Genomic DNA, 20,087 nt, shown 5'->3' on the forward strand with positions numbered 1-20,087 from the left:
CTTGGATGATAATCGGTTAATGACAATTATTCAGCTGCTTGAATTCGTTGAATGACTGATTCTTTATTAACGATTGTGGTCGTAGCAATCGTCAAAAGCAACTGGACAACAACTGTTACTAAAATAAGCAGTCCGACCTGAACAAAGGGGTAGTAATAATTTTGAATTTGCATCAGCGCATTGGCTGCGGCATAGCGATAAATCAGATAACCAGCAATACTGCCAATTCCAACCGACAGCAAGATAATACCGCCAGCATAAAACAGACTTTCCAGCTGCAGCATCTTCCGCATTTGCTTATTGGACATGCCGATTGCCTGCATCACACCTAATTCTTTTTTACGGCTTAGAATGCTGTCAATGGTCGTGTTTACCAGATTCATAATACCTACTACTGCTAGTACTAAAAGAATACTATAGCCGGCACCAACGGTCATCAAGGTCGCCGACTCCCAGGTACGTAAAAGGTCCTCATAGCTTTCCAGCTGATAAAATTCACTTTCTCCCTTGATTGCCTCCAGCTCTTTTTTAACTGCCGGCAGCTGCTGACTATTGGCTTTAATATCCACAAACTTAATCAAATTATTGTCAGACAACGCTCGAACGGTTTTTTCAGAAGCAATTAAGCTGGCGCTGTGAACGATTTTTTCAGGCAAGTAGCCAGCAGCAATAATCGTCATTTTTTCGACGGAGCGTTTGTCTCCGTCAAATACGATTACCTCTGTGGGCTTACCTAGTTCTAAATCAGGATAGTTTTTTAACATAAAACCGCCGGCGATTAAGTAATTGCCTTCTGTTAACTTTTCATAGGTTGCACTGCCTTTTTCGAGATGCTTAGTTATCTCCTTCATCTGGCTTTCTTTGATCCCCGCAATTGAGACAGCTAGCGGCTCGCCTGTGTCAACCTCCTTAATCGAAGTCAATTCACCACTAATAATCTCCTGCGTATCCACTTTTTCGACCCCAGGAAGCTGCCTGATCGCCGCAATGGTCTCAGGTGTCAGCGGATTGTTTTGCTGCAGCTTTCTCCATTCTCGTTCTGGATTCATCTGATCTCCGCTCCAGGTCTCCAGCCCCAGCCGAAAATCTTCAGCAATCAGCTGATGGGCAATTTCCTCCGGCTGCATACAGTTAAAGACGGTCGATACCGCCACGAATAAAATCCCGATTAAACCCAAGGAAACAATAGTAATCAAGGTTCGTTTCTTATTTCTTGCTAAATTTGCGCCTGTTAAACGTTCCAGATTCAGCTCCGTAAAGCCGCTGCGCTTTTTCTGCTTAGATTCATTTTGCCCAGTGTAACGCATGGCTTCAATCGGCATGATTTTGCTGGCTAAACGCATAGGCTTTAACGATGCCACTAATACCGTCACTAGTGAAATGCCAATGGTTAGAGCTATTACCCAAGGAATAATTAATTGAACCTCATTGTCTCGAACAATTTGCTGCATGGTAGTAGTCAAAACTGACCCTTCTTGTAAAATTCCGACGATTCTGCCAAAGAAAAGCTTGGTGGCGATCATTCCAATAACCAAGCCAATGGGAATAGCAATGCAGGCAACCAATAGATTTTCCCGCAATACAATTTGATGAACCTGCTTTTTCGTTGCCCCCAATGCTTTCAGCTTGCCGAATTCCTGGACCTTACTTATTAAGGATACGTAGTAAATACTGTAAATCGTTAGGGCCCCAGCGACTAAAATAATCCCAATAACAATAATCATGCCACTGTAAAAAGCCGGATCAACATAGTTGGCAAATAGATACTCCTGGTTGATGACCACATCGCTTTCAAGAACATTGAAGCTTTTACCAATCTTTTTGGCTTCTTTTTCAACTTCGTCGGTAGTAGCAAACTCCTCGGCGGCTAAACGAATCATCATTCGATAAGCTCGTTGGTCTGAAGGAATGTTAGCTTCCATGAACTCTTTGGAAACCAGTATGGCGTACATATTATTCCCATTGGCTGTCTGTGTATCATCCATTAGGCCAACAATTTTGAAAGCTGTCGGTTCAGCCAAGCCCATCCCATCTTCTGTATAGCGTTGAAAAGGCAGAGTTAGTTCATCCCCCAGCTTTGCTTGATCATGGCCGATTTGTTTTAACATCGTCAACGAAAAAACCGCTTCATTTCCACTTTCAGGGGCTCTTCCCTCATCAATTGCGGTTTTATTCAAGCGTTGCGCGTTCTCATCCAAATGAAGCAGGATAGCGGAGCCTTCGTCCAAGCCGATTTGTCCGACATCCTGGCGCAGGCCATACGTTTCGATCGCTGCATGCTGAGCTAGTTTATCCTTGTTCTCTTCCGAAACGCTTCGATACATGGTATGCCAAGTAGGAAAAATTTTATTCACTGCGGCATTTTGCGTGTTAACTGTGCCTAATCCGATGGTAACAATTAAAAATACTAGAACCGACGTCAGAATAATCGCCACACCTGTCAAGATATTTTTTCTGCGATGGAACTTCGTATTCGCCCAAGCCACCGTATTAACCATTTTCATTTTAGATCACCCGCCAGTCTTCAATGTGAATAATCCGATCGGCGGTTTGAGCCACCCCTTCGTCATGCGTGATCATAATCAAGGTTTGACCAAATTTTTCTACTGAGCTCTTTAACAGGGACATGACCTCAAGCTCAGTTTTGGTATCCAGGTTCCCGGTCGGCTCATCAGCCAAGATAATTGCCGGCTCTGCTGCAATTGCTCGGGCAATGGCTACTCGCTGCTGCTGGCCGCCAGAAAGCATGCTCGGCAAAGCTTTTTTGCGATCGTTTAAGCCAATGGTAGTTAATAAATCTTCGATAAAATGAACATTTACTTTACGATTATCTAAGCCAATTGGCAAAACCACATTTTCCCAGACATTTAGTGAAGGAATCAGGTTGTAATTTTGAAAAATGAACCCAATTTTTTGACGGCGAAAGACCGCTAACTGCTCATCTTTCATCCGGTAAATATTTCTGCCTTCCACTAAGACTTCACCAGAATCCGGCCGATCCAAGCCGCCAATTAAATTCAGCAGGGTACTTTTGCCTGATCCCGATTTCCCGACAACGGCAATAAATTCCCCTTTATGCACATCCAAGTCAACCTGGTCAACTGCTTTTACAATACTGTTTCCATCGTCATAATGCTTCATCAAATCCCTAATTCTTAAGATCATCCTAGTCTCCTTCTTTCTTTTACCTTACCTTTAGTCTACTGTTTGAACCTTGCGACTCACTTGCAGAGAACGTTACAAAACTGTAAGAAAGGATTAGGATAAAGGAAACGTTAATTGAAAGTTTGCCCCCTGAGCCACACGATTTTTAACTAAAATGGCACCCCCCTGCTCTTCAATTATTTTTCTAGTTAGATACAGACCCACCCCTGAGCCTTCTACCTGCTGACTGTTTTCGCCACGATAAAAGCGCTGATAAATCAAGGTTTGTTCCTGCTTGGGAATACCTGGACCTTCATCAAGAATTTCTAACACCACATATGTTACTAACGAGTTGCTGCGAAGTTGAATCGTAGTATGCGCAGGTGAATATTTAATCGCATTTTCCAGCACATTGCTGATAGCTTCTAGGGTCCATTTGTGGTCAACAAAAATAGTGACCTCATCCATTGCTCCTACTTCAATTTCGATTTCTTTTTCAAGAGCTTTGATGATCACACCATTAATTGCTTCTTTTACTAATTGCTTTAACCGGTATTTTTGCGGATTGATTTGAATCAAATCGGTCTCCATTTGCGAAATTTTCGCCAATCCATCCAGCATTAAGTCCAATTTGTTGATTTGCAGGACTGCTTGCTCACTGAATTCCTGACGTTCGACTGCTGTATAGTCTTCAGACAATGCAATCTCCAAACTCAGCTTTAAAGAAGCTACCGGTGTTTTTAGCTGGTGGGAAATATCCGTGATACTTGACTTGATTTGACTATCCTCCTGGCGGGTACGATGCAATAAAAGAGCGGATTGTTTTTTTTCAGTAAGGGATTGATGCTCTACACGCTCCAATTCCTCCCGCAGCTTTTGTTGCTCCTTTAGATTCCGAATAGACAGCAGGAATAATAATAAAACGGCAGTAAACACCAGTAGCAAATCCCGCAGTAAATAAGATTGAACCAATGACTCATACGCTGTTTCCCGCGTGTTCAGCCCATATTTCACCTCTAATTCAGCGCCGTTATTATAATCGGCTGCATTGCCAGCTTGATTGAAGGATTTGATTAATTGCGCCTCAGAAAAGTCTTCATTTTCACTTAAGCTTCCTAGAAGAGCAGTTCGATCAGCTTCTAATGCTGTCCGCATTGCGACATGATTCCAGCTGATGAATCCTAAGCTGATCACGATAATCCCGATAAACGCTCCAATTATTTTTGCACGTCGGAAACCCATAAATAGCCTACCCCTCTGACTGTTTTGATCTTCTCTTTGCCAATCTTTTGTCGCAGCCGGCTGATATTTACCGAGACCGTATTGCTGTCAATATAGTTTCCCTTTGTATCCCAAATTTGCTCCAGCAGCTGATCAGCAGAAAGAATTTGTTTAGGATTCTTCATAAAAATAGTGAGCAGCTGCAACTCCGTTTTACTCAGAAGCAAGGCTTCGTTGTCTTTCGTCACTTTCATCTCTGATAAAGACAGGCAGAGCTCCTCAGAAGTTAATTTCTGCGCATTTGGCTCCGCAATCCGTTTAACCAATGCGTTGATCTTAGCGATTAAGACCATTAAGCTAAAGGGTTTAGTAACATAATCGTCTGCGCCATGTTCATAGCCGGTAACAATGTCATACTCTTGATTGTAGGAGGTCAACATCACAATTATTACGCTGGATTGGCGGCGGATTTCCTGGCAAAAGTCCAGTCCACTGCCATCGGGTAAAGATATATCGCTGATGATGACATCAATTTTATTTTGCTTAAATGCCGCCTTAGCTGAAGCAATGTCTAAACAGGGTACTACCTCATATCCTTCCTTGGTCAAGCAGAGATTTATGCCCCGATTCAAATTTTTATCATCCTCTAGCAGTAAAATTTTTCGCATTGGCCTTCCTCGTTCCTATTGGTATAGTTCTACTTTAGCAAGGAATACGGCTGGATACAATCTTCGCTTAAAAAGTACCGCTAAAAATCTTTGGACGAACTAATCTCTTCGTCTAAAAAAACAGTTTTGTCTAAAAATTTTTTACAAGCGCTAAATAACAGGTTCTATTTTAAAGAAATGACATTTCGTATCGTAGAATCTATTTTTGATGCAGAAATGAAATTTTTCTCATTTTTTAAAAATACAAGTTAAATTCTAAAAATGGCATTACTGTTAAAAAGAAACAAATTTTTAGTAACATTGCCTATTGAAATCCCTTGCAAAAAAATTTAGAATGGGGAATGTGAGATTATAATAACATTTGTAAGGAGAGGTCATCATGTCAAAAACTACCGCATCAAACGTAAAGCTGGAAGCCCGCCAGCTGTTCTCAATAAAAAGCAAAAAGACGCTGGAAGCCCGCTTTGAAAGTCATTTTACTGAAAACGCTAACGCAGTGCACATTATTCAAGCAGCACTTGTTGTTCTAGTACGCAATTTTTTCAGTGAGAACGATTTCTCCGATGTAGCCAGAAAGCGAATTCGCTCGTTGTTTTTGACGAGCTCTGATGACCTTTCCTCTGTCCGTCATTTATGCAGCTATTTTCAACCTTTTTTCAGTTCGCAGGAATGGCAAACTGTTATTTCTCGTTTATTTAAGAACCAGCAAGAATTCTTAACCTTGACTGAGCAAGCGCGTTCACATATGAATACTTTAGGACCAATTCTGCATTCTAAAGAACAAACGACAGATAGAAAACGAATCCTAAAAGCCGCCTTTGAAGATGAAAACGGCAAGCTGCACAGTTGGAGTCTAGGTAATGCGGTGCGTCCGCTAACCAAGCAGGATCGTAAAGCCGTGTTGGATATTTTAGGCGAAGTAACTATCTTACAAAAGGATGATGGCACCCGCAAATTTGTTCGAGTGGTGAAGATGCATTTCGCCGTGGATGAGCGGGAGTATGACTTTAATATGCGTGACGAAAAAGATCCCATGTTTGAATCGCAGGAGGCTGAGAAAGAATCATCTGCATCGACTAGCAAAACTGCATCAGCTAAGCCAAGCAAAGCAGCACAAGTGCCTGACAGCAACAGCCAGATAATCAAGTCAAACAAAACTGCTGAATCAAAGCCAGACAAGGCTTCCCCAGCGGAAGAGGCAGCCCCTCCTGTCAAATCCCAGTCTGAACTGGCTCGCGAGATGATAGGAAAACTGACGTCAGATCACTCCAAGAAACTTAAGGACTCTAATACATTGTTTAATAAATCAAAACAAGAAAAAAAGCCGACTATCGAACAAGCCTCAAAAAAGAAAGGCAAGAAAGGCAAAAACCGTAAACGGAACAGGCGGAAATAAGCTGACTAGCAGTCCTCTGCTCTGATGATTCCAACAAAAAAAGCCGACAAACTGTGCGTTTGCCGACCAATCGTTTAATTATGCTTGTTTATAGCTTGCTGGCTGCTTCTTCGTCAATAATTACGATTACGTCAGAATGATTTTGCAGCACACTTGCTGGTAGATCTTCTGTTACTGGGCCTTCGATCATGCCTTTAATTGCATCAGCTTTTGCTTCGCCAAAAGCGAGCAATAAGATTTTTTTGCTTTGCATAATTGAGCCGATACCCATGGATAAAGCATGTGTTGGTACATCTTCAGCCTTATCGAAGTAACGTTTGTTAGCTTCAATTGTTGATTCAGTCAATTCAACGACATGCGTTGTTTCATCAAATGGTGTACCTGGTTCGTTAAAACCGATATGTCCGTTGCGGCCAATTCCTAATACTTGAATATCAATTGGATGCTCAGCAATGATATCATCGTAATGCTTGCCTTCAGCTTCCAAATCTTCTGCTTTACCGTTAGGAACAAAAGTTTCTTTGAAAGGTTTTTTGTTGAATAAATGGTCATTCATGAAGTAGCGGTAGCTTTGTGTATCTTCGCCGCCTAAACCTACGTATTCATCTAAATTAACAGAAGTCATGTTAGAAAAATCCAAATCACTGCGGGTCATTTCTTGATATAAGGTTTCAGGAGTGCTGCCAGTTGCTAGTCCTAAAACTTTCGCACCATTAGCCATACCGTCTTTAATTAGTTCAAATGCTTTTTTTCCGCCTTCTTGGGCATCTTTTACGCGAATTACTTCCATGGTAAACGCTCCTTTGTCTATTTGGTATACACCAATTTTAACACCATCCAGCGGATTAAGCAATATAAATGTCTAGACCAAATCATAAGAAATTGCTAAGTCGATTATCAATGGTTCTCATGAGAATCAAAAAAAGATCCTGAAAATCAGGATCTATTTATTGTATTCTGCAACAATTTCAGCAATTAACGTATCGTCGTCTACACCTGTTACTTCAGTAATAACAGCTTCCAAAGATTGCTCCTTCAGCATGGCTTGCAGTTGAACACTTTGCTCATCCTGTGGATCTTTGTATTTCAAGATCATTGCTACAACTTCAACTAAGTGCATGTATCCTAAGCCACGAGCTTTCAGCTCACGGATTGGTCGAATAAAACGTTCATCGTAACCTAGCTTGCGAATTGGCGTACGAGCCACTCGATCAATACTGTCAGAGATATGAGGATTTTCAAAACGACCAACAATTTTGTTGATGTAAGCCTGGTGTTGCTCTTGGTCAAAGCCCCATTTAGCAATTAACAGACTGCCGGTTTCTGCCAGCACTGCTCTCAACTGATCTAAAACCTCTTGGTGCCCGATTGCTTCATCAATGGTTTGATAACCAGCATTTGCTCCAGTGTAAGCCACTGTTGCATGACCGGTATTAACTGAAAACAATTTGCGTTCAATATACGGTTCCAAATCTTCAACATAGGTCACATCACTTAAATGCAGTTCTTTGTTTTTGCATTGTGTTTGGTCAACGACCCATTCACTAAAGGGTTCCACTGATACAAACAATGGATCTTCGTGATGCTGAATCGGCACAATTCGATCGACTGCTGCATTAGGAAAACCAACATAAGCTTCAACATAGTCCATATCTTCATCAGTTAAATACTCTTTAACTTTTTCAAATAGAAATTGGCTGCCGCCAATCATATTTTCACAGGCGATTACGTCAAGTGGTGCGGTATTGTTTTCAGCTTTTCGTTGTTGAATTCCTTTAGCAATCAATTCCGCAATAAAAGGCAACACATTCGGACCGATTGCGGTGGTCACAATGTCTGCTGCAGCAACTGAATTTACTACTGCTTCAGGGTTCGTCTGATTGTTAAGGCCATCCACATTCTCAACATGAATTTGCTCTTTGTTTTCATCAGCCAATTCAATGGTGTATTCCTTGCGTTCATTTAACGCATCAATAATGGTGGCATTGATATCAACAAAATCGATTGAAAAACCATTTTTGGCTAAAATTTCTCCAATAAATCCGCGTCCAATATTACCGGCACCAAAGTGAGTTGCGCGCATCCTATTCAACCTCCTGCAAATAACCGATGATTTCTTCTTTTGTTTGAGCATCGGCAAGCTTCACGACATTTTCCACATCTGAACAGAAAATCGCAATTTTTTGCAACAAGTCCAAATGTTCATTTTCTACCCCAGCAATACCAAATAGAACCATCGCTACGTCTTCTGTGTCATCGTTGCCAAATTGTACGCCGTTTGGTGCTTGAACGATTGAAATGCCACTTTTTTTCACAAAACGTTTTGCTTCGTCCGTGCCGTGAGGGATCGCAATAAAATTCCCCATATAAGTAGACACTAACTGATTCCGTTCAATCATGGCTTCAATGTACGCTTCATCCACACAGCCATTTTCCACAAGTAGACGTCCACACGCGCGAATCGCTTCCTCTTTGTCTGCAAAGGATTGATCCAATAAAATCATTTCTGGTTGTAAATCCATTTGTATTTCCTCCTTAGTTCTCTTTAATCTCTTTAATGAACAGTGAACTGAGTAATTGATACACTAGCTCATGATTACCAAACTTATAAATCTCAGTGTTCAAATCGCTCTCAATAACAGAACTGCTGATTTTTCCCAGCAAGCCTTTTTGCGCTTCCAGCAACGGGTCAGGTGCTAACAGCAGCAATACCCGAGTCAACTTGATACTCTTTTTATCCATACCCAAAATCGAGAAGGCCTTATCCAAATCATAAATAGCAAAATACGGCTCCAATACATGCTTGTTGGCACTATGGAACAGGGCAAAGTTGGTATTTGGAACCCCAATTGGCGCAACAATATAGCGGTCAATTACCTTTTGTGTAACATACTCAGCATTGGTCACTACTGAACCTTCCAGTTCGCCAATCACCTTTTCCAAAGTTAACTCAATCGTTTCTTCTGCCGCGAATGGCCGCACCTCAAGCTGATTCAATAAATGATTGGCCGTACGCATCGTTTCATAAAGATTATTGAAATCTTCCCCGGGCTCTTGAACAGTCTCTTCAACTACCATGCGTTCCGTCTCCGGCCGCACGTCATGGATATACGTCCGCAGCTCTTGGATTTCTTCATCCAAGAGCAGTGGTGAAATTACTTTATACGGCAGCGTAAATTCTGGTAAAAAGACCGTAGCCAGAATCAGGTCATACTGTTTGAAATTCAACCGATTCATCTCAGAAATCTTTGCGACTTGAATTTGTTGAATTTCCGGCATGTATTTCTTGATGCGACTCTCTAAAATTCGAGCGGTTCCAATCCCGCTGGAACACAGGACTAAAACAAACAATCCTTTGCTGGAGGGATTGCGCTCCAGAGAAGTGGCAAAGTGAATGACGACATAGCCCAGCTCATCGTGGGTAAACTGATGATTGGGAAAAATGACTGCCAGCTGATTGGTTACGGCTTGCGTCAACGTACTATATTTTTCCTGAATTTTTTGCAGCAGCGGATTTACCATATTCGGCAATACCGTCATACTTCTTTTTAAAGCCGCTGACATATGAGTAAGCAAATCATTAAACAATTGCTCATCTTTACGAAACTCTAGACCACTGTCCTCTGAAACTAGGCGAATGAGTTCCTTAATCTGATAGGACAGCTCCACATCAAAATGATCAATAAAAATATTTTGCGGCTTCTTGTAATTAATACCTTCCAGCTGATAAGCAAAAAAGCGAACCTCCTGTGCCGGAATCGAATGCCCGCAATAAGTAGCCACCTTGATCATAATCTGACTGGCAATCTGCATGCTTTCTGGCTTCGGACTGCTGTCCTGCTCTTCTTCCACAAACTTACCTTGACGAATCCGGTCAACCGACAGAGCCAGCAAAATCAGAATTCGCTGTAACTGATTGTCGGTAACTTCCTTTAGCGAATACTGTGGTATATGGTAAAGAATATCTCTAGCTAAATACAAGCCTTGCGGAGATAGCTGCTTTAAGAAAAAATTGTCTGTCTCAGCTTCAGTAGTCTCTTCATTTAACTGATCAATGAATTGAAAAAATTCATATTCATTCACTCCGTTAAAAATTAGATTTCCCAAAATTTGCCGCTTTTCTTTTTCTCGGCCGGAAATTTTTATTCCTCGACCCTTTAATCGCAGCAGCTGCAGACGATAGTCCTCCAAGCTTTGCTCAATCGCCTGTAAATCAGAAACAATCGTTGATGGACTGACCTGAAAATCAATTGACAACCCTTCAATCGTCTCCTCTTCATCCAGCATCAGCAAATTAGTAACAATTGCACTTTGCCGTTGCACATTATCGGTAAACAGCTCTTCTTTATTTTCCTCCAGCTGATCCCTCAGCTTATCAAGATTAATACTCTCACCAACGATTCGATATCCCTCGCCGCGAGGTTTGATAATTTGAACATCTAAAGGCTTGATAGTTTTTTCTATACTGGAAATTTCACGATAAATCGTACGCTTGCTAACGTTTAGCTCATGCTGAAGCTGATCCAGCTGAACCCCAGCTGGGTAAGCCAACAAAAGAGCTAAAATCTTTTTTTCTCGAACCGAAAAGTACACGAGTACCTCCTCCAAATAGTAAAAGGGTAAAAGCAGTGAATACTCACTGCTTTAAGGGTAATACGATTCTGCAAAAAAGACTACTTATTTTTTAACTGAGCGACAATTTTATCATATTTTTCTGAGGTTACCATATCAGCTACCGGTACGTGAACAGCGCTTGGTGCTTGCTGCTCCGCGTTCACTGTTTCTGTTTTAACCGTAACGATCATAGCTGAAGGCTCATCCTTCAATTCTTGGATCATTGCTACAGTTACTGGCAAGCTGACACCATGCTCTTTTAAGACCTTCTTCATGACAGTTGCGCCCATATTGGCTGAGCCTTTTCCTTTTTCATACGCAAAGACGATGTGGTCTACTCTGTCGTAATCGGCAACACCTTCAACGACATCGTCACTCAACTTTTTTCCATCATTACCTGCTGCTGGACCATCAGATAAACGTTCAACGATTTCATCATAACGTGGTGAATTCATGAAGTTCTCTACTTGGACAAAGGTTGCGCTCGGCGCTTTTTGACTTGCACGATCATACAATTCTTCTTGCGTTACGACTAAAGCATTTGGATCATCAGACAAATTATTAATCGCTGAATTTGATACTGGAATATTAATTCCTGCTTTTTTCACTTTGTCTCGTAATACAGAAGCACCCATTGCACTTGAACCCATACCTGCGTCACAAGCGAAGATGATTTTGTTTACATTACCGAACATTTCTTGGTTGCCGCCTTGAACAGCTGCTTGACCTTTACTTGCAGATTTTGCTTCTTGAACAGCTGCTTGAGTTGCTGCTAAATCATCTTCTTCACTGTTATCCGCTTTAATGATAACCATAGCAATCAAGAATGAAACAGCTGCACCAACGATAACCCCTGCAATAACAGCGAGCATACTATCTGGTGGTGTCATTGCCAGGATTGCAATGATTGATCCTGGTGAAGCCGCTGCTCGTAAACCAGCACCTAGTAATTGGAAGGTGAAGGTTCCAGCAATACCGCCGCCCATAACTGCTAGGAACAACAATGGTTTCATCATTACATATGGGAAGTAAATCTCATGGATACCACCCAAGAATTGAATAATAATCGCACCTGGTGCAGAAGATTTCGCTGAACCTTTGCCAAATAGGGTGAAGGCTAACAACACACCTAAACCTGGCCCAGGGTTTGCTTCAAGTAAGAATAGAATTGATTTTCCAGCTTCTGCTGCTTGATCTGCCCCTAGAGGTGTTAAGATTCCGTGGTTAATTGCATTGTTCAAGAATAGAATCTTCGCTGGCTCAATAAAGATATTTGCTAATGGCAATAGACGCATGTTAATGATTGCTTCAACACCTGCAGCCATTAAATTTGTTAGTGAGCCTACTACTGGACCAATCGCGTAAAAACCGACAACCGCTAAAGCAAAACCGATTAAACCAGACGAGAAGTTGTTAACCAGCATTTCAAAACCGGCTTTAATTTTTGTTTGAAATACGTCATCAAATTTCTTAATACACCAACCGCCAAGAGGTCCCATAATCATCGCTCCAATAAACATCGGAACTTCTGATCCTACAATAACCCCCATCGCTGCAATTGCCCCAACAACCGCACCACGTTGACCATGTACCATGCTACCACCTGTGTAAGCAATCAATAATGGCAATAAGAAAGTAAGCATCGGACTAACGAGTGTCGCTAACTGCTCATTTGGGAAATACCCCGCTTCAATAAATAGTGCTGTAATAACACCCCAGGCAATAAAGGCCCCGATGTTTGGCATAACCATCCCTGACAAGTGGCTGCCTAGTCGCTGGACTTTTGCTTTCAGTCCGCTTTTCTTTGCAGTAGTTTCCATTTTCATTTCCTCCTTCAAAATAATAAAATAGAATGATTTCGTTTACATGTATATTGTAGCCTGTATCAGTAAGTGCTTTCAATTAATAGTAAATAGAGCTTTGGCACAGAACTTTGTGCCAACTTTGTCAGGCACAATTTTTGACAGATTGTCATAACTGTTTATATTTGACTTGAATAAAGCTAATATATAAATCTTTAGGTTGTTAACGTCATAAAATTGATCCTGTGACAGATCATCGCCTCTTATTGAATAAATTGGGCACTTTTCAGTAAAGCAGCCTATTCTGTTTTGTGATCATTCATAGAAGACGCAATTGCTAGTTTCTTTTCATCAGATAAATTATTTATGGGGATTGGTTTGGCATCTGATAATTCAGCAGCATTTATGTACATTTGAGTAAACAAAAAACTGACTGCAATAGCCAGTTTATCTACTAAATCTTGACTTAAATCCTCGTTTGACAACATCCCAAAAGCTTAAGGATTGCACCATGTGATTTGGATCAACATACTCGCGAATTGCCCGTAAAACTCTTTTAGGTTCCTTTGAAGAGAAAGTAAAGGTTCCATTCTTCTTAGTTTGAATGGCATAACGAGGAATCCATTTTCCTTTGAACATTACAGAAGCAATTACTTGATCTACTTCCTCCCAAGGAATTTGAATGAATTTGCGTGCATCACGATCATTGAAAAATTCGAACCCTTTATCACCAATCATAATTTTCCCATAATCGGTCATTCCCATATGAGAAGTGGCATTCATGACTAAGTCAACTTGGGTGTTGATTGATTGAACCATTTGCTTTGCTCCATCTCCTTTTATTTCACTAGTCATTATACTGTTTTTTAGCCTTTTAAGCAAAAGACATAAAAAGCCCAGGCATCACTGCCCAGGCTAGTTTTTCTTACATCAATCCTACTAAGTGAGCAAGGATACCCACTACGAATAAACCAAGAATGATAAAAATTGGTGAAACTTTTTTCTTAAGCAACCACATACATAGAAGTGTTAATCCTAAGCCAGCTAATCCTGGAATTAAGCTGTCTAAATTGTCTTGTAGTGTTGTTACTTTAACATCGCTTAATGAAAGACCTGCTGCTTGTTGCTCTAATGCTGATTTGATTCCTGCAGCACCTGATGGCAAGCTACCCCAGTCGATATAAGCGCCTTTGTCCAATTGTACTTCAGATACTGTTGGTTTGAAGCCAACGGATACCCAGCGGTTAACCAATGATCCTAGGATGAACATCCCCAAAATTGAAGCACCTTTTGTAATATCTTGCAATAATCCACCAGATAAGTCATCAGTAATTTTAGAACCAGCCCTGTAGCCAAATTCTTGAGTATACCACATAAATGCCATACGAATTACGTTCCAACCAACAAAGTAGATGATTGGTCCTAAGATATTTCCAGCTAATGCTAAAGAAGCAGCTAGCGCTCCAAGAATCGGTTTAACTGTGAACCAGAAAACTGGATCTCCAATACCAGCTAAAGGTCCCATCATACCGACCTTAACCCCTTGAATTGCTACATCATCTACAGGAGCGCCATTCGCACGTTCTTCTTCAAGTGCTAATGTTACACCGATAATTGGTGAAGCTACATATGGATGTGTATTAAAGAATTCCAAGTGACGTGTCAATGCTGCGGCACGATCTTCTTTATTAGGATATAATTTCTTGATTGCTGGGATCATTGAGAATGCCCAACCACCATTTTGCATACGTTCATAGTTCCAAGAACCCTGAATAAAGGTTGAACGCAACCAAACGGAAATACGATCTTTTTTCGTTAATTTCAATTGCTCTGCCATTTCGTGTTAGCTCCTTTCTTAATAGTTATCAATGATATCGCCTAGTGGGTCACCAGTGTTAGAACCGCCGCCGTTACCTGAACCGCCACCTTGTTTAGAAAGGGCCAAGTAAATAAGAGCAAGAGATACACCGATTGCACCAAGACCAATAAGAGTAATTTGTGAAATAGTTGCCAATACAAATCCGATTGCAAAGAATGGCCATACTTCTCTTGTAGCCATCATGTTGATAACCATTGCATAACCAACAGCCACTACCATGCCACCGCCGATTGCTAAGCCATCTGTTAACCAAACAGGCATAGATTCTAACAATCCACGTACCGGACCTTCTCCAATAGCTAAAATTAGGACAGCAGGGATTGCGATACGAACCCCTTGCATAGCAATTGCAATAATGTGCCATAACTCAACTTTTTTGATATTGCCTTCTTTTGCAGCAGCATCCATAAAGTGAACGAAAGCTGTCGCAATTGTACGACAAATGATTGTTAACAATAGACCTGCAACTGCTAGAGGAACTGCGATAGCGATCGCTGAAGATACTCCAGCTTGTCCTTGTCCACCAAGTACTAAGATAATTGCTGATGCAACAGATGCTAATGCAGCATCGGGTGCTACAGCGGCACCAATGTTCGCCCAACCAAGAGCGATCATTTGCAAGGTACCACCAAGAATAAGACATGGCAATAAGTTACCTGTAACTAAGCCGATTAACGTACAAGCGATTACTGGTTGGTGGAAATGGAATTCATCCAAGATACCTTCCATACCAGCTAAGAATGCGACGATAACGACTAATATCATTTGAATAATGTTTAATTCCATGATTATTAATCCTCCGTTTCTCTGATAAAATAATTATTTTTGTTTGTTCAATTCTTCTTGCGCTTTTTTCATGATTTCGTCCATGTCGCCTTTTGAATCATTTGGCACTTTTCGAACATCGAAGTTTAAGCCAAGTTCTTTCAATTTTTTAAATGCATCTAGATCATCTTGACTGAAAGCTAAAACCTTATTTGGTTGAACTTTACCTGGTGAGTGAGCCATTGATCCTACATTAATAGTATCCAATGGAACGCCTCCTTCAACTGCTCTAAGTGCATCTTGAGGATTTTCAAAAAGCAATAATGCGCGTTGTCCGCCAAAGTGTTGGTCGTCTTTTGCCAGTTCAATCATTTTATCAACTGGTACAACGTGAGCCTTCACACCTGGAGGAGCAGCTTGTTGGATTAATTTCTTACGAAGTTCATCCTTCGCCACAGTATCAGATACTACGATAATCCGTGTTGGTCCGGTAGTTTTAGTCCAGGCAGTTGCTACTTGTCCATGCAGCAAACGAGAATCAATACGTGCTAAAACATACTTAAATGTTCCAGGAGCGCCAGCATTAGAAGGCTGTGCAGCAGCTGGAGCGGCAGCCGTTTCTGCTGGTTCCAACTCTTCAGGTCTTACTTTGACCCCTTCTTTTGCAGTGCCCAAGATATGAGCAGCGATTTCGTGAGCAGTGTTCATTGAGAAACGAGAAGCATAAGCTTCAATCAACATTGGCAAGTTCATACCAGCAACGATTGCCCAAGTGTCTTTGTGTTCTTCAAACAAGCTATTGGCTTGGTTGAATGGTGTTCCACCCCAAAGATCGACTAAGAACAGCACTTCATCCTGATTTTCGAAAGAAGCGATCGCATCTTTCATTTTTGCCTTAACGTCATCAGGACCTTCACTTGGCATTAATGTAACTGCTGCTACATTTTCTTGTTCTCCAAAGATCATTGCTCCGGATTGCAAGATACCATTAGCGAATTCACCATGACTGGCAATGATAATTCCTACCATCTTTTTACCTCCTACTATTATTGTTACAGTCTAAATAATATAAATAAGTTCTAAGAACCTGTAACCAGATTTTTTACGGCAGCATCTTTTCTTTTTGGATCTGCTGAATCAAATCATTCTTGCGATCGGTTGGAACCTTACGTGTTTCTAGTTCTATCCCATACTCAGCAAGTTTTAAGAAACATTTGACATCGTCTTCATTTAAGGAAATAAAATTTGTTACCATTTTCTTCCCCTCTAAAAATCGCATGCCTCCAATGTTGATTGACTTTAAACCAACACCCGATTCTACTATTTCTAAAACATCCTGTGGTGTAGCGAATAAGAGCATAACGCGCAGTTGATCAAATAATTGATCATGATAGATTTCAACCATTTTTTTCTTCGTAATAACATTGGATTTGATTCCTGGTGGAGCAGCTTGCTTTAACAGGAATTTCCGCAATTCATCGTGAGCCACTTCGTCACTGACGACAAGTATTCGTTCCACTCCAGTAGCTTTTGACCAGACAGTTGCCACTTGCCCATGAATCAAACGATCATCAATCCGTGCTAGACGGACATCCATCACCATTGCGTCACCCCCAATTCTGATTCAACTTATTAAAAAGATCCGATGTGCTGATGAGTACACAAGCACTCACTTATATATAAGCAAGTACCGTGCCAAAATACACTATCTGTAAAAAGCTTTATATCAAGCCTTTTAAACAATACACAAAAAGCGATACAGTATACTGTATCGCTTTTTGTGTATCTTTATTGTACTAGTTCTTCATGGTTCTTTAACAACTGATAAATATAGTATCGCTCTGATTCTGAAAATGTTACCTTTAACTGATTTTCTAAATCATTTAAAGCACGATTCATTGCTGTATTGTCTGTAACATGCTGGTATTCAGTCAATGTCTCTTTATCAATTTGCAGAGGCTGATTTAAGATACTTCGTTCAATCGCACCAGCCATATGCATAACAAAATTTACCATTAAAGCATAATCGGAGGAATGTCCTTCATCCAGAATTACTGAATTTGCCAAACGCCAGACAGGTTCAATGATCTTTTTCGGATTAACGAAGGTGTAGCTTTCTTCCATAAACTTGATACACAATTCGCGTGCCGTTTCATGGGTCAGCTCTACCTCGGCTTGGTTCTCCAAATCATTTTCCAACAGCAACTCATCAATTACCTGATCCGCACGCTGGTTAATGAATTTTTCCATTTGAATATACGGAACACCAATTTTAGGGTCCATAATTCCGGTTGTAGCGATTATTTTGTATTCCTCTTTGAATTGAGGGATCTTGGTTTTAATTTCAGTCACCGAAAGGGTCAGCACCCGGATATGCTCTAACTTGCGCTGTTTCAACGGCCATTCAATAATTTCCTTAAGTCGTTGAGCTGTTCCTTCACCGGAAGCACAAATGGCTAAAATTGCCTGTTTTTCTTCTACCTTAGGCTTCTCTTCTTCCAAAGCCACTTTTCCGTAACCTCTAAAGCCTTTCAAAGATTCATACAACTCTTCAATACCTGAGCCCAACACACTAGATTTTCTAGCAGCTTCTACTACTAGCGGAGTGGTCACCATGTCCAAAGTTCGGATAGGTACTCCGGTTTCTTTTTGTAGCTCATCATTAAATGAAGCCAATGAGCCCATATCCACCATCAGTAATACACCGCTGCCTTCCTCCACTTGAAGAACAGCTTCGCGAATTTTTTCAAAAGCCGTTCTAGGATGCATATCTAAAGGCATGTCGACAGCCCTTAAATTATTTACATCCAGCAGCTCTCTTACGACCTGAGCCATGGAGGAAGCCGTACTATTTCCGTGAGCTGCGATGACAACACCAATTTTACCTGTTGGTTGATCTTCTCTTAATGAAACGAGTAGGACGGTCAAATAATAATCTTCACTATCAGGAATTTTAACCTGAAATTCCTGTTCTACTAACTGACGAATTTCCTGCGCTACCTGAAATTCCTTAGGATAGTTTGTTGCCATCTCACGAATGTTGGCATTGGTTTCCCGCGTTTCTCCTTCCTGAATTTTTTTCAAAAACGAAGAAATGTGCAGGCTCATAGCGTAAACAAAATTCTGCTGGAAGTACGTATTCAACCGCTCACTTACTAAAGTAGCAATTCGATTACTTACTTCAATTACATGCTTGTCGACAAATTCGGCTAAACGCGTTTCTGTATCAAAGGTAAAGCCATGATCTTTATAGAAGGATTTCAAATGAATATTGATATCGGTTGAAATAAAATGATTGATGGTTTCCTGATCCAATCCTTCCATTTTTAAGAGAGCCGCTTTGTCGCCAATAATATCGTAAAGATTGTAAGGCAGTTCGTAGGTATCTGTTTTGATTAATTCTTCAATCTCATTCGGTGTGACAATCATCTTAGGTTCCAAATAAGGTGAAATATCAGTCGTTTTGAAACGATCTGCTGACAATTGAACCAAACCTGACTTGATCCCATCGGTCAGATCATTCAAGGTAATAGAAATTTTGTCCTGATTCATATGCAGCATAAAGCCACGCGCACAGACTAGCTGAACATTGGATTTCAACTGACCGACATTTCCATAGGTCACACTTCCCAACAATGCCTTTACCACGTCTTCAGCCAAAGTAATATTGCGTTGAATCCGATTAGCCTCCATAGCCACCATTACCCGTACCAGATCAACTTGTTCAGCAGGTGGCCGATTATTAAACGGCGGCATCTGAATATTAATAGGAATTCGGCGGACAAAGGTATCTAGTAAAGAAGAATGCGGGTCTTCCGTAGTTGCCCCTACAATCCGAACATCTGCACGATGGTTTTTGCCGGTTTCTCCTAAACGATTATAGCTGCCGTGATCCATAAAATAAAAAATCATTTCCTGACCTTCTGGCGGTAACCGGTGAATTTCATCTAAGAAGAGCATGCTGCCATCAGCCTGTTGAATCAGCCCTTCCTTATCGCTGTCAGCCCCAGTAAAGGCCCCTTTTACATAACCAAATAAGTGGCTCATCAGCAGCTCAGGATTGTTGGCATAGTCGGCACAGTTAAACACCACTAGTTCACGATTTTCGTCAATCACCTGCTGCGATTGAGCAAATTGGAACATGGCATGGGCAAAGAAAGTTTTTCCCGAGCCGGTAGGACCTGTAATTAAACAATTCAATCCACGTGGCGGGTATAGAATTGCTGCCTTAGCCTGCTCAACAGCATTACGCATACTACCGCTGGAGCCGATGATTCTCGTAAAAACATCACCTTGCTGTTGCTTCAGAATTCTTTTTTCTGGCCGTTCCTTTTGAACAGCAGAAGCCGCCTCAGTAGTCACTTGAGCTAATTCTGATTTTTGCGCTGGTGCAAAATAGCGAACCGGACGTCCATCACTTTTGCACAACGTCCCATCTTTCACTAACAAATTCAGATCTTTACTAGCGTTGGTTCGTTGAATTTGCAAAGCATCCGCAACTTCATTGGTTGTTACATTGGCGTGATCACAAACATATTGGTAAATACGATCAATTCGTCGTTCCATTTTTCCACCCACTTTTAAGTGTATCATTTCTT

Annotated in this window: 16 protein-coding genes; 1 reads left to right on the plus strand and 15 read right to left on the minus strand. The window is 41.1% G+C overall.

Annotated elements, in window-relative coordinates; genetic code table 11:
* Nucleotides 1-26: 26 nt before the first annotated feature.
* From I588_RS07195 to I588_RS07210, 4 genes are all read right to left on the minus strand, one after another.
* Nucleotides 27-2,504, minus strand: a complete 2,478-nt coding sequence (locus I588_RS07195) for an ABC transporter permease (RefSeq protein WP_010755712.1) — start codon at nucleotides 2,502-2,504, stop codon at nucleotides 27-29.
* Nucleotide 2,505: 1 nt separating this feature from the next.
* The gene (locus I588_RS07200; protein ID WP_010755711.1) at nucleotides 2,506-3,165 is read right to left on the minus strand and encodes an ABC transporter ATP-binding protein; all 660 of its coding nucleotides are present in this window, start codon (nucleotides 3,163-3,165) and stop codon (nucleotides 2,506-2,508) included.
* Between the two features lie 93 nt (nucleotides 3,166-3,258).
* Entirely contained in the window at nucleotides 3,259-4,386 is a 1,128-nt protein-coding gene (locus tag I588_RS07205) for a sensor histidine kinase (protein ID WP_010755710.1), read from the minus strand.
* A complete protein-coding gene (locus I588_RS07210) occupies nucleotides 4,362-5,033 on the minus strand; it encodes a response regulator transcription factor (RefSeq protein WP_010755709.1) in 672 nt (223 codons plus the stop codon). The genes I588_RS07205 and I588_RS07210 overlap by 25 nt, the downstream gene beginning before the upstream one ends.
* 379 nt (nucleotides 5,034-5,412) lie before the next feature.
* Here I588_RS07210 and I588_RS07215 point away from each other — a divergent pair, with 379 nt between their 5' ends.
* Nucleotides 5,413-6,429 (plus strand): hypothetical protein, encoded by a 1,017-nt coding sequence (locus I588_RS07215; RefSeq protein ID WP_010755708.1) that lies wholly within the window; start codon nucleotides 5,413-5,415, stop codon nucleotides 6,427-6,429.
* An 88-nt stretch (nucleotides 6,430-6,517) separates the two neighbouring features.
* Here the strand turns inward: I588_RS07215 and nagB are convergent, their stop codons facing one another.
* From nagB to I588_RS07270, 11 genes are all read right to left on the minus strand, one after another.
* A complete protein-coding gene (gene nagB, locus I588_RS07220; protein WP_010755707.1) occupies nucleotides 6,518-7,219 on the minus strand; it encodes a glucosamine-6-phosphate deaminase in 702 nt (233 codons plus the stop codon).
* 153 nt (nucleotides 7,220-7,372) lie between these two features.
* A complete protein-coding gene (locus I588_RS07225; protein ID WP_010755706.1) occupies nucleotides 7,373-8,512 on the minus strand; it encodes a mannitol-1-phosphate 5-dehydrogenase in 1,140 nt (379 codons plus the stop codon).
* Nucleotide 8,513: 1 nt separating this feature from the next.
* Nucleotides 8,514-8,951, minus strand: coding sequence for a PTS mannitol transporter subunit IIA (locus I588_RS07230; protein ID WP_010755705.1), 438 nt, complete (start codon nucleotides 8,949-8,951; stop codon nucleotides 8,514-8,516).
* Nucleotides 8,952-8,964: 13 nt separating this feature from the next.
* Nucleotides 8,965-11,022 (minus strand): BglG family transcription antiterminator, encoded by a 2,058-nt coding sequence (locus tag I588_RS07235; RefSeq protein WP_010755704.1) that lies wholly within the window; start codon nucleotides 11,020-11,022, stop codon nucleotides 8,965-8,967.
* Nucleotides 11,023-11,102: 80 nt separating this feature from the next.
* On the minus strand, nucleotides 11,103-12,863 hold the full coding sequence (locus tag I588_RS07240) for a PTS mannitol transporter subunit IIBC (protein ID WP_010755703.1): 1,761 nt from the start codon (nucleotides 12,861-12,863) through the stop codon (nucleotides 11,103-11,105).
* A gap of 429 nt (nucleotides 12,864-13,292) precedes the next feature.
* Entirely contained in the window at nucleotides 13,293-13,664 is a 372-nt protein-coding gene (locus tag I588_RS07245; RefSeq protein ID WP_010755702.1) for a DUF956 family protein, read from the minus strand.
* Between the two features lie 106 nt (nucleotides 13,665-13,770).
* Nucleotides 13,771-14,682, minus strand: coding sequence for a PTS system mannose/fructose/sorbose family transporter subunit IID (locus I588_RS07250; RefSeq protein WP_010755701.1), 912 nt, complete (start codon nucleotides 14,680-14,682; stop codon nucleotides 13,771-13,773).
* Nucleotides 14,683-14,700: 18 nt separating this feature from the next.
* On the minus strand, nucleotides 14,701-15,510 hold the full coding sequence (locus I588_RS07255; RefSeq protein ID WP_010755700.1) for a PTS mannose/fructose/sorbose transporter subunit IIC: 810 nt from the start codon (nucleotides 15,508-15,510) through the stop codon (nucleotides 14,701-14,703).
* Nucleotides 15,511-15,543: 33 nt separating this feature from the next.
* Nucleotides 15,544-16,518 carry a mannose/fructose/sorbose PTS transporter subunit IIA gene (locus I588_RS07260; RefSeq protein WP_010755699.1) on the minus strand — a complete coding sequence of 325 codons (975 nt, stop codon included), beginning with the start codon at nucleotides 16,516-16,518 and terminating at the stop codon, nucleotides 15,544-15,546.
* Between the two features lie 73 nt (nucleotides 16,519-16,591).
* Nucleotides 16,592-17,086, minus strand: coding sequence for a PTS sugar transporter subunit IIB (locus I588_RS07265; protein WP_211219404.1), 495 nt, complete (start codon nucleotides 17,084-17,086; stop codon nucleotides 16,592-16,594).
* Nucleotides 17,087-17,277: 191 nt separating this feature from the next.
* Nucleotides 17,278-20,055: a sigma-54-dependent transcriptional regulator gene (locus I588_RS07270; RefSeq protein ID WP_034692386.1), complete on the minus strand. Its 2,778-nt coding sequence runs from the start codon at nucleotides 20,053-20,055 to the stop codon at nucleotides 17,278-17,280.
* Between the last annotated feature and the right edge of the window lie 32 nt (nucleotides 20,056-20,087).

Source organism: Enterococcus pallens ATCC BAA-351, assembly GCF_000407485.1.
In the GTDB taxonomy this organism is placed as follows: Bacteria; Bacillota; Bacilli; order Lactobacillales; family Enterococcaceae; genus Enterococcus_A; species Enterococcus_A pallens.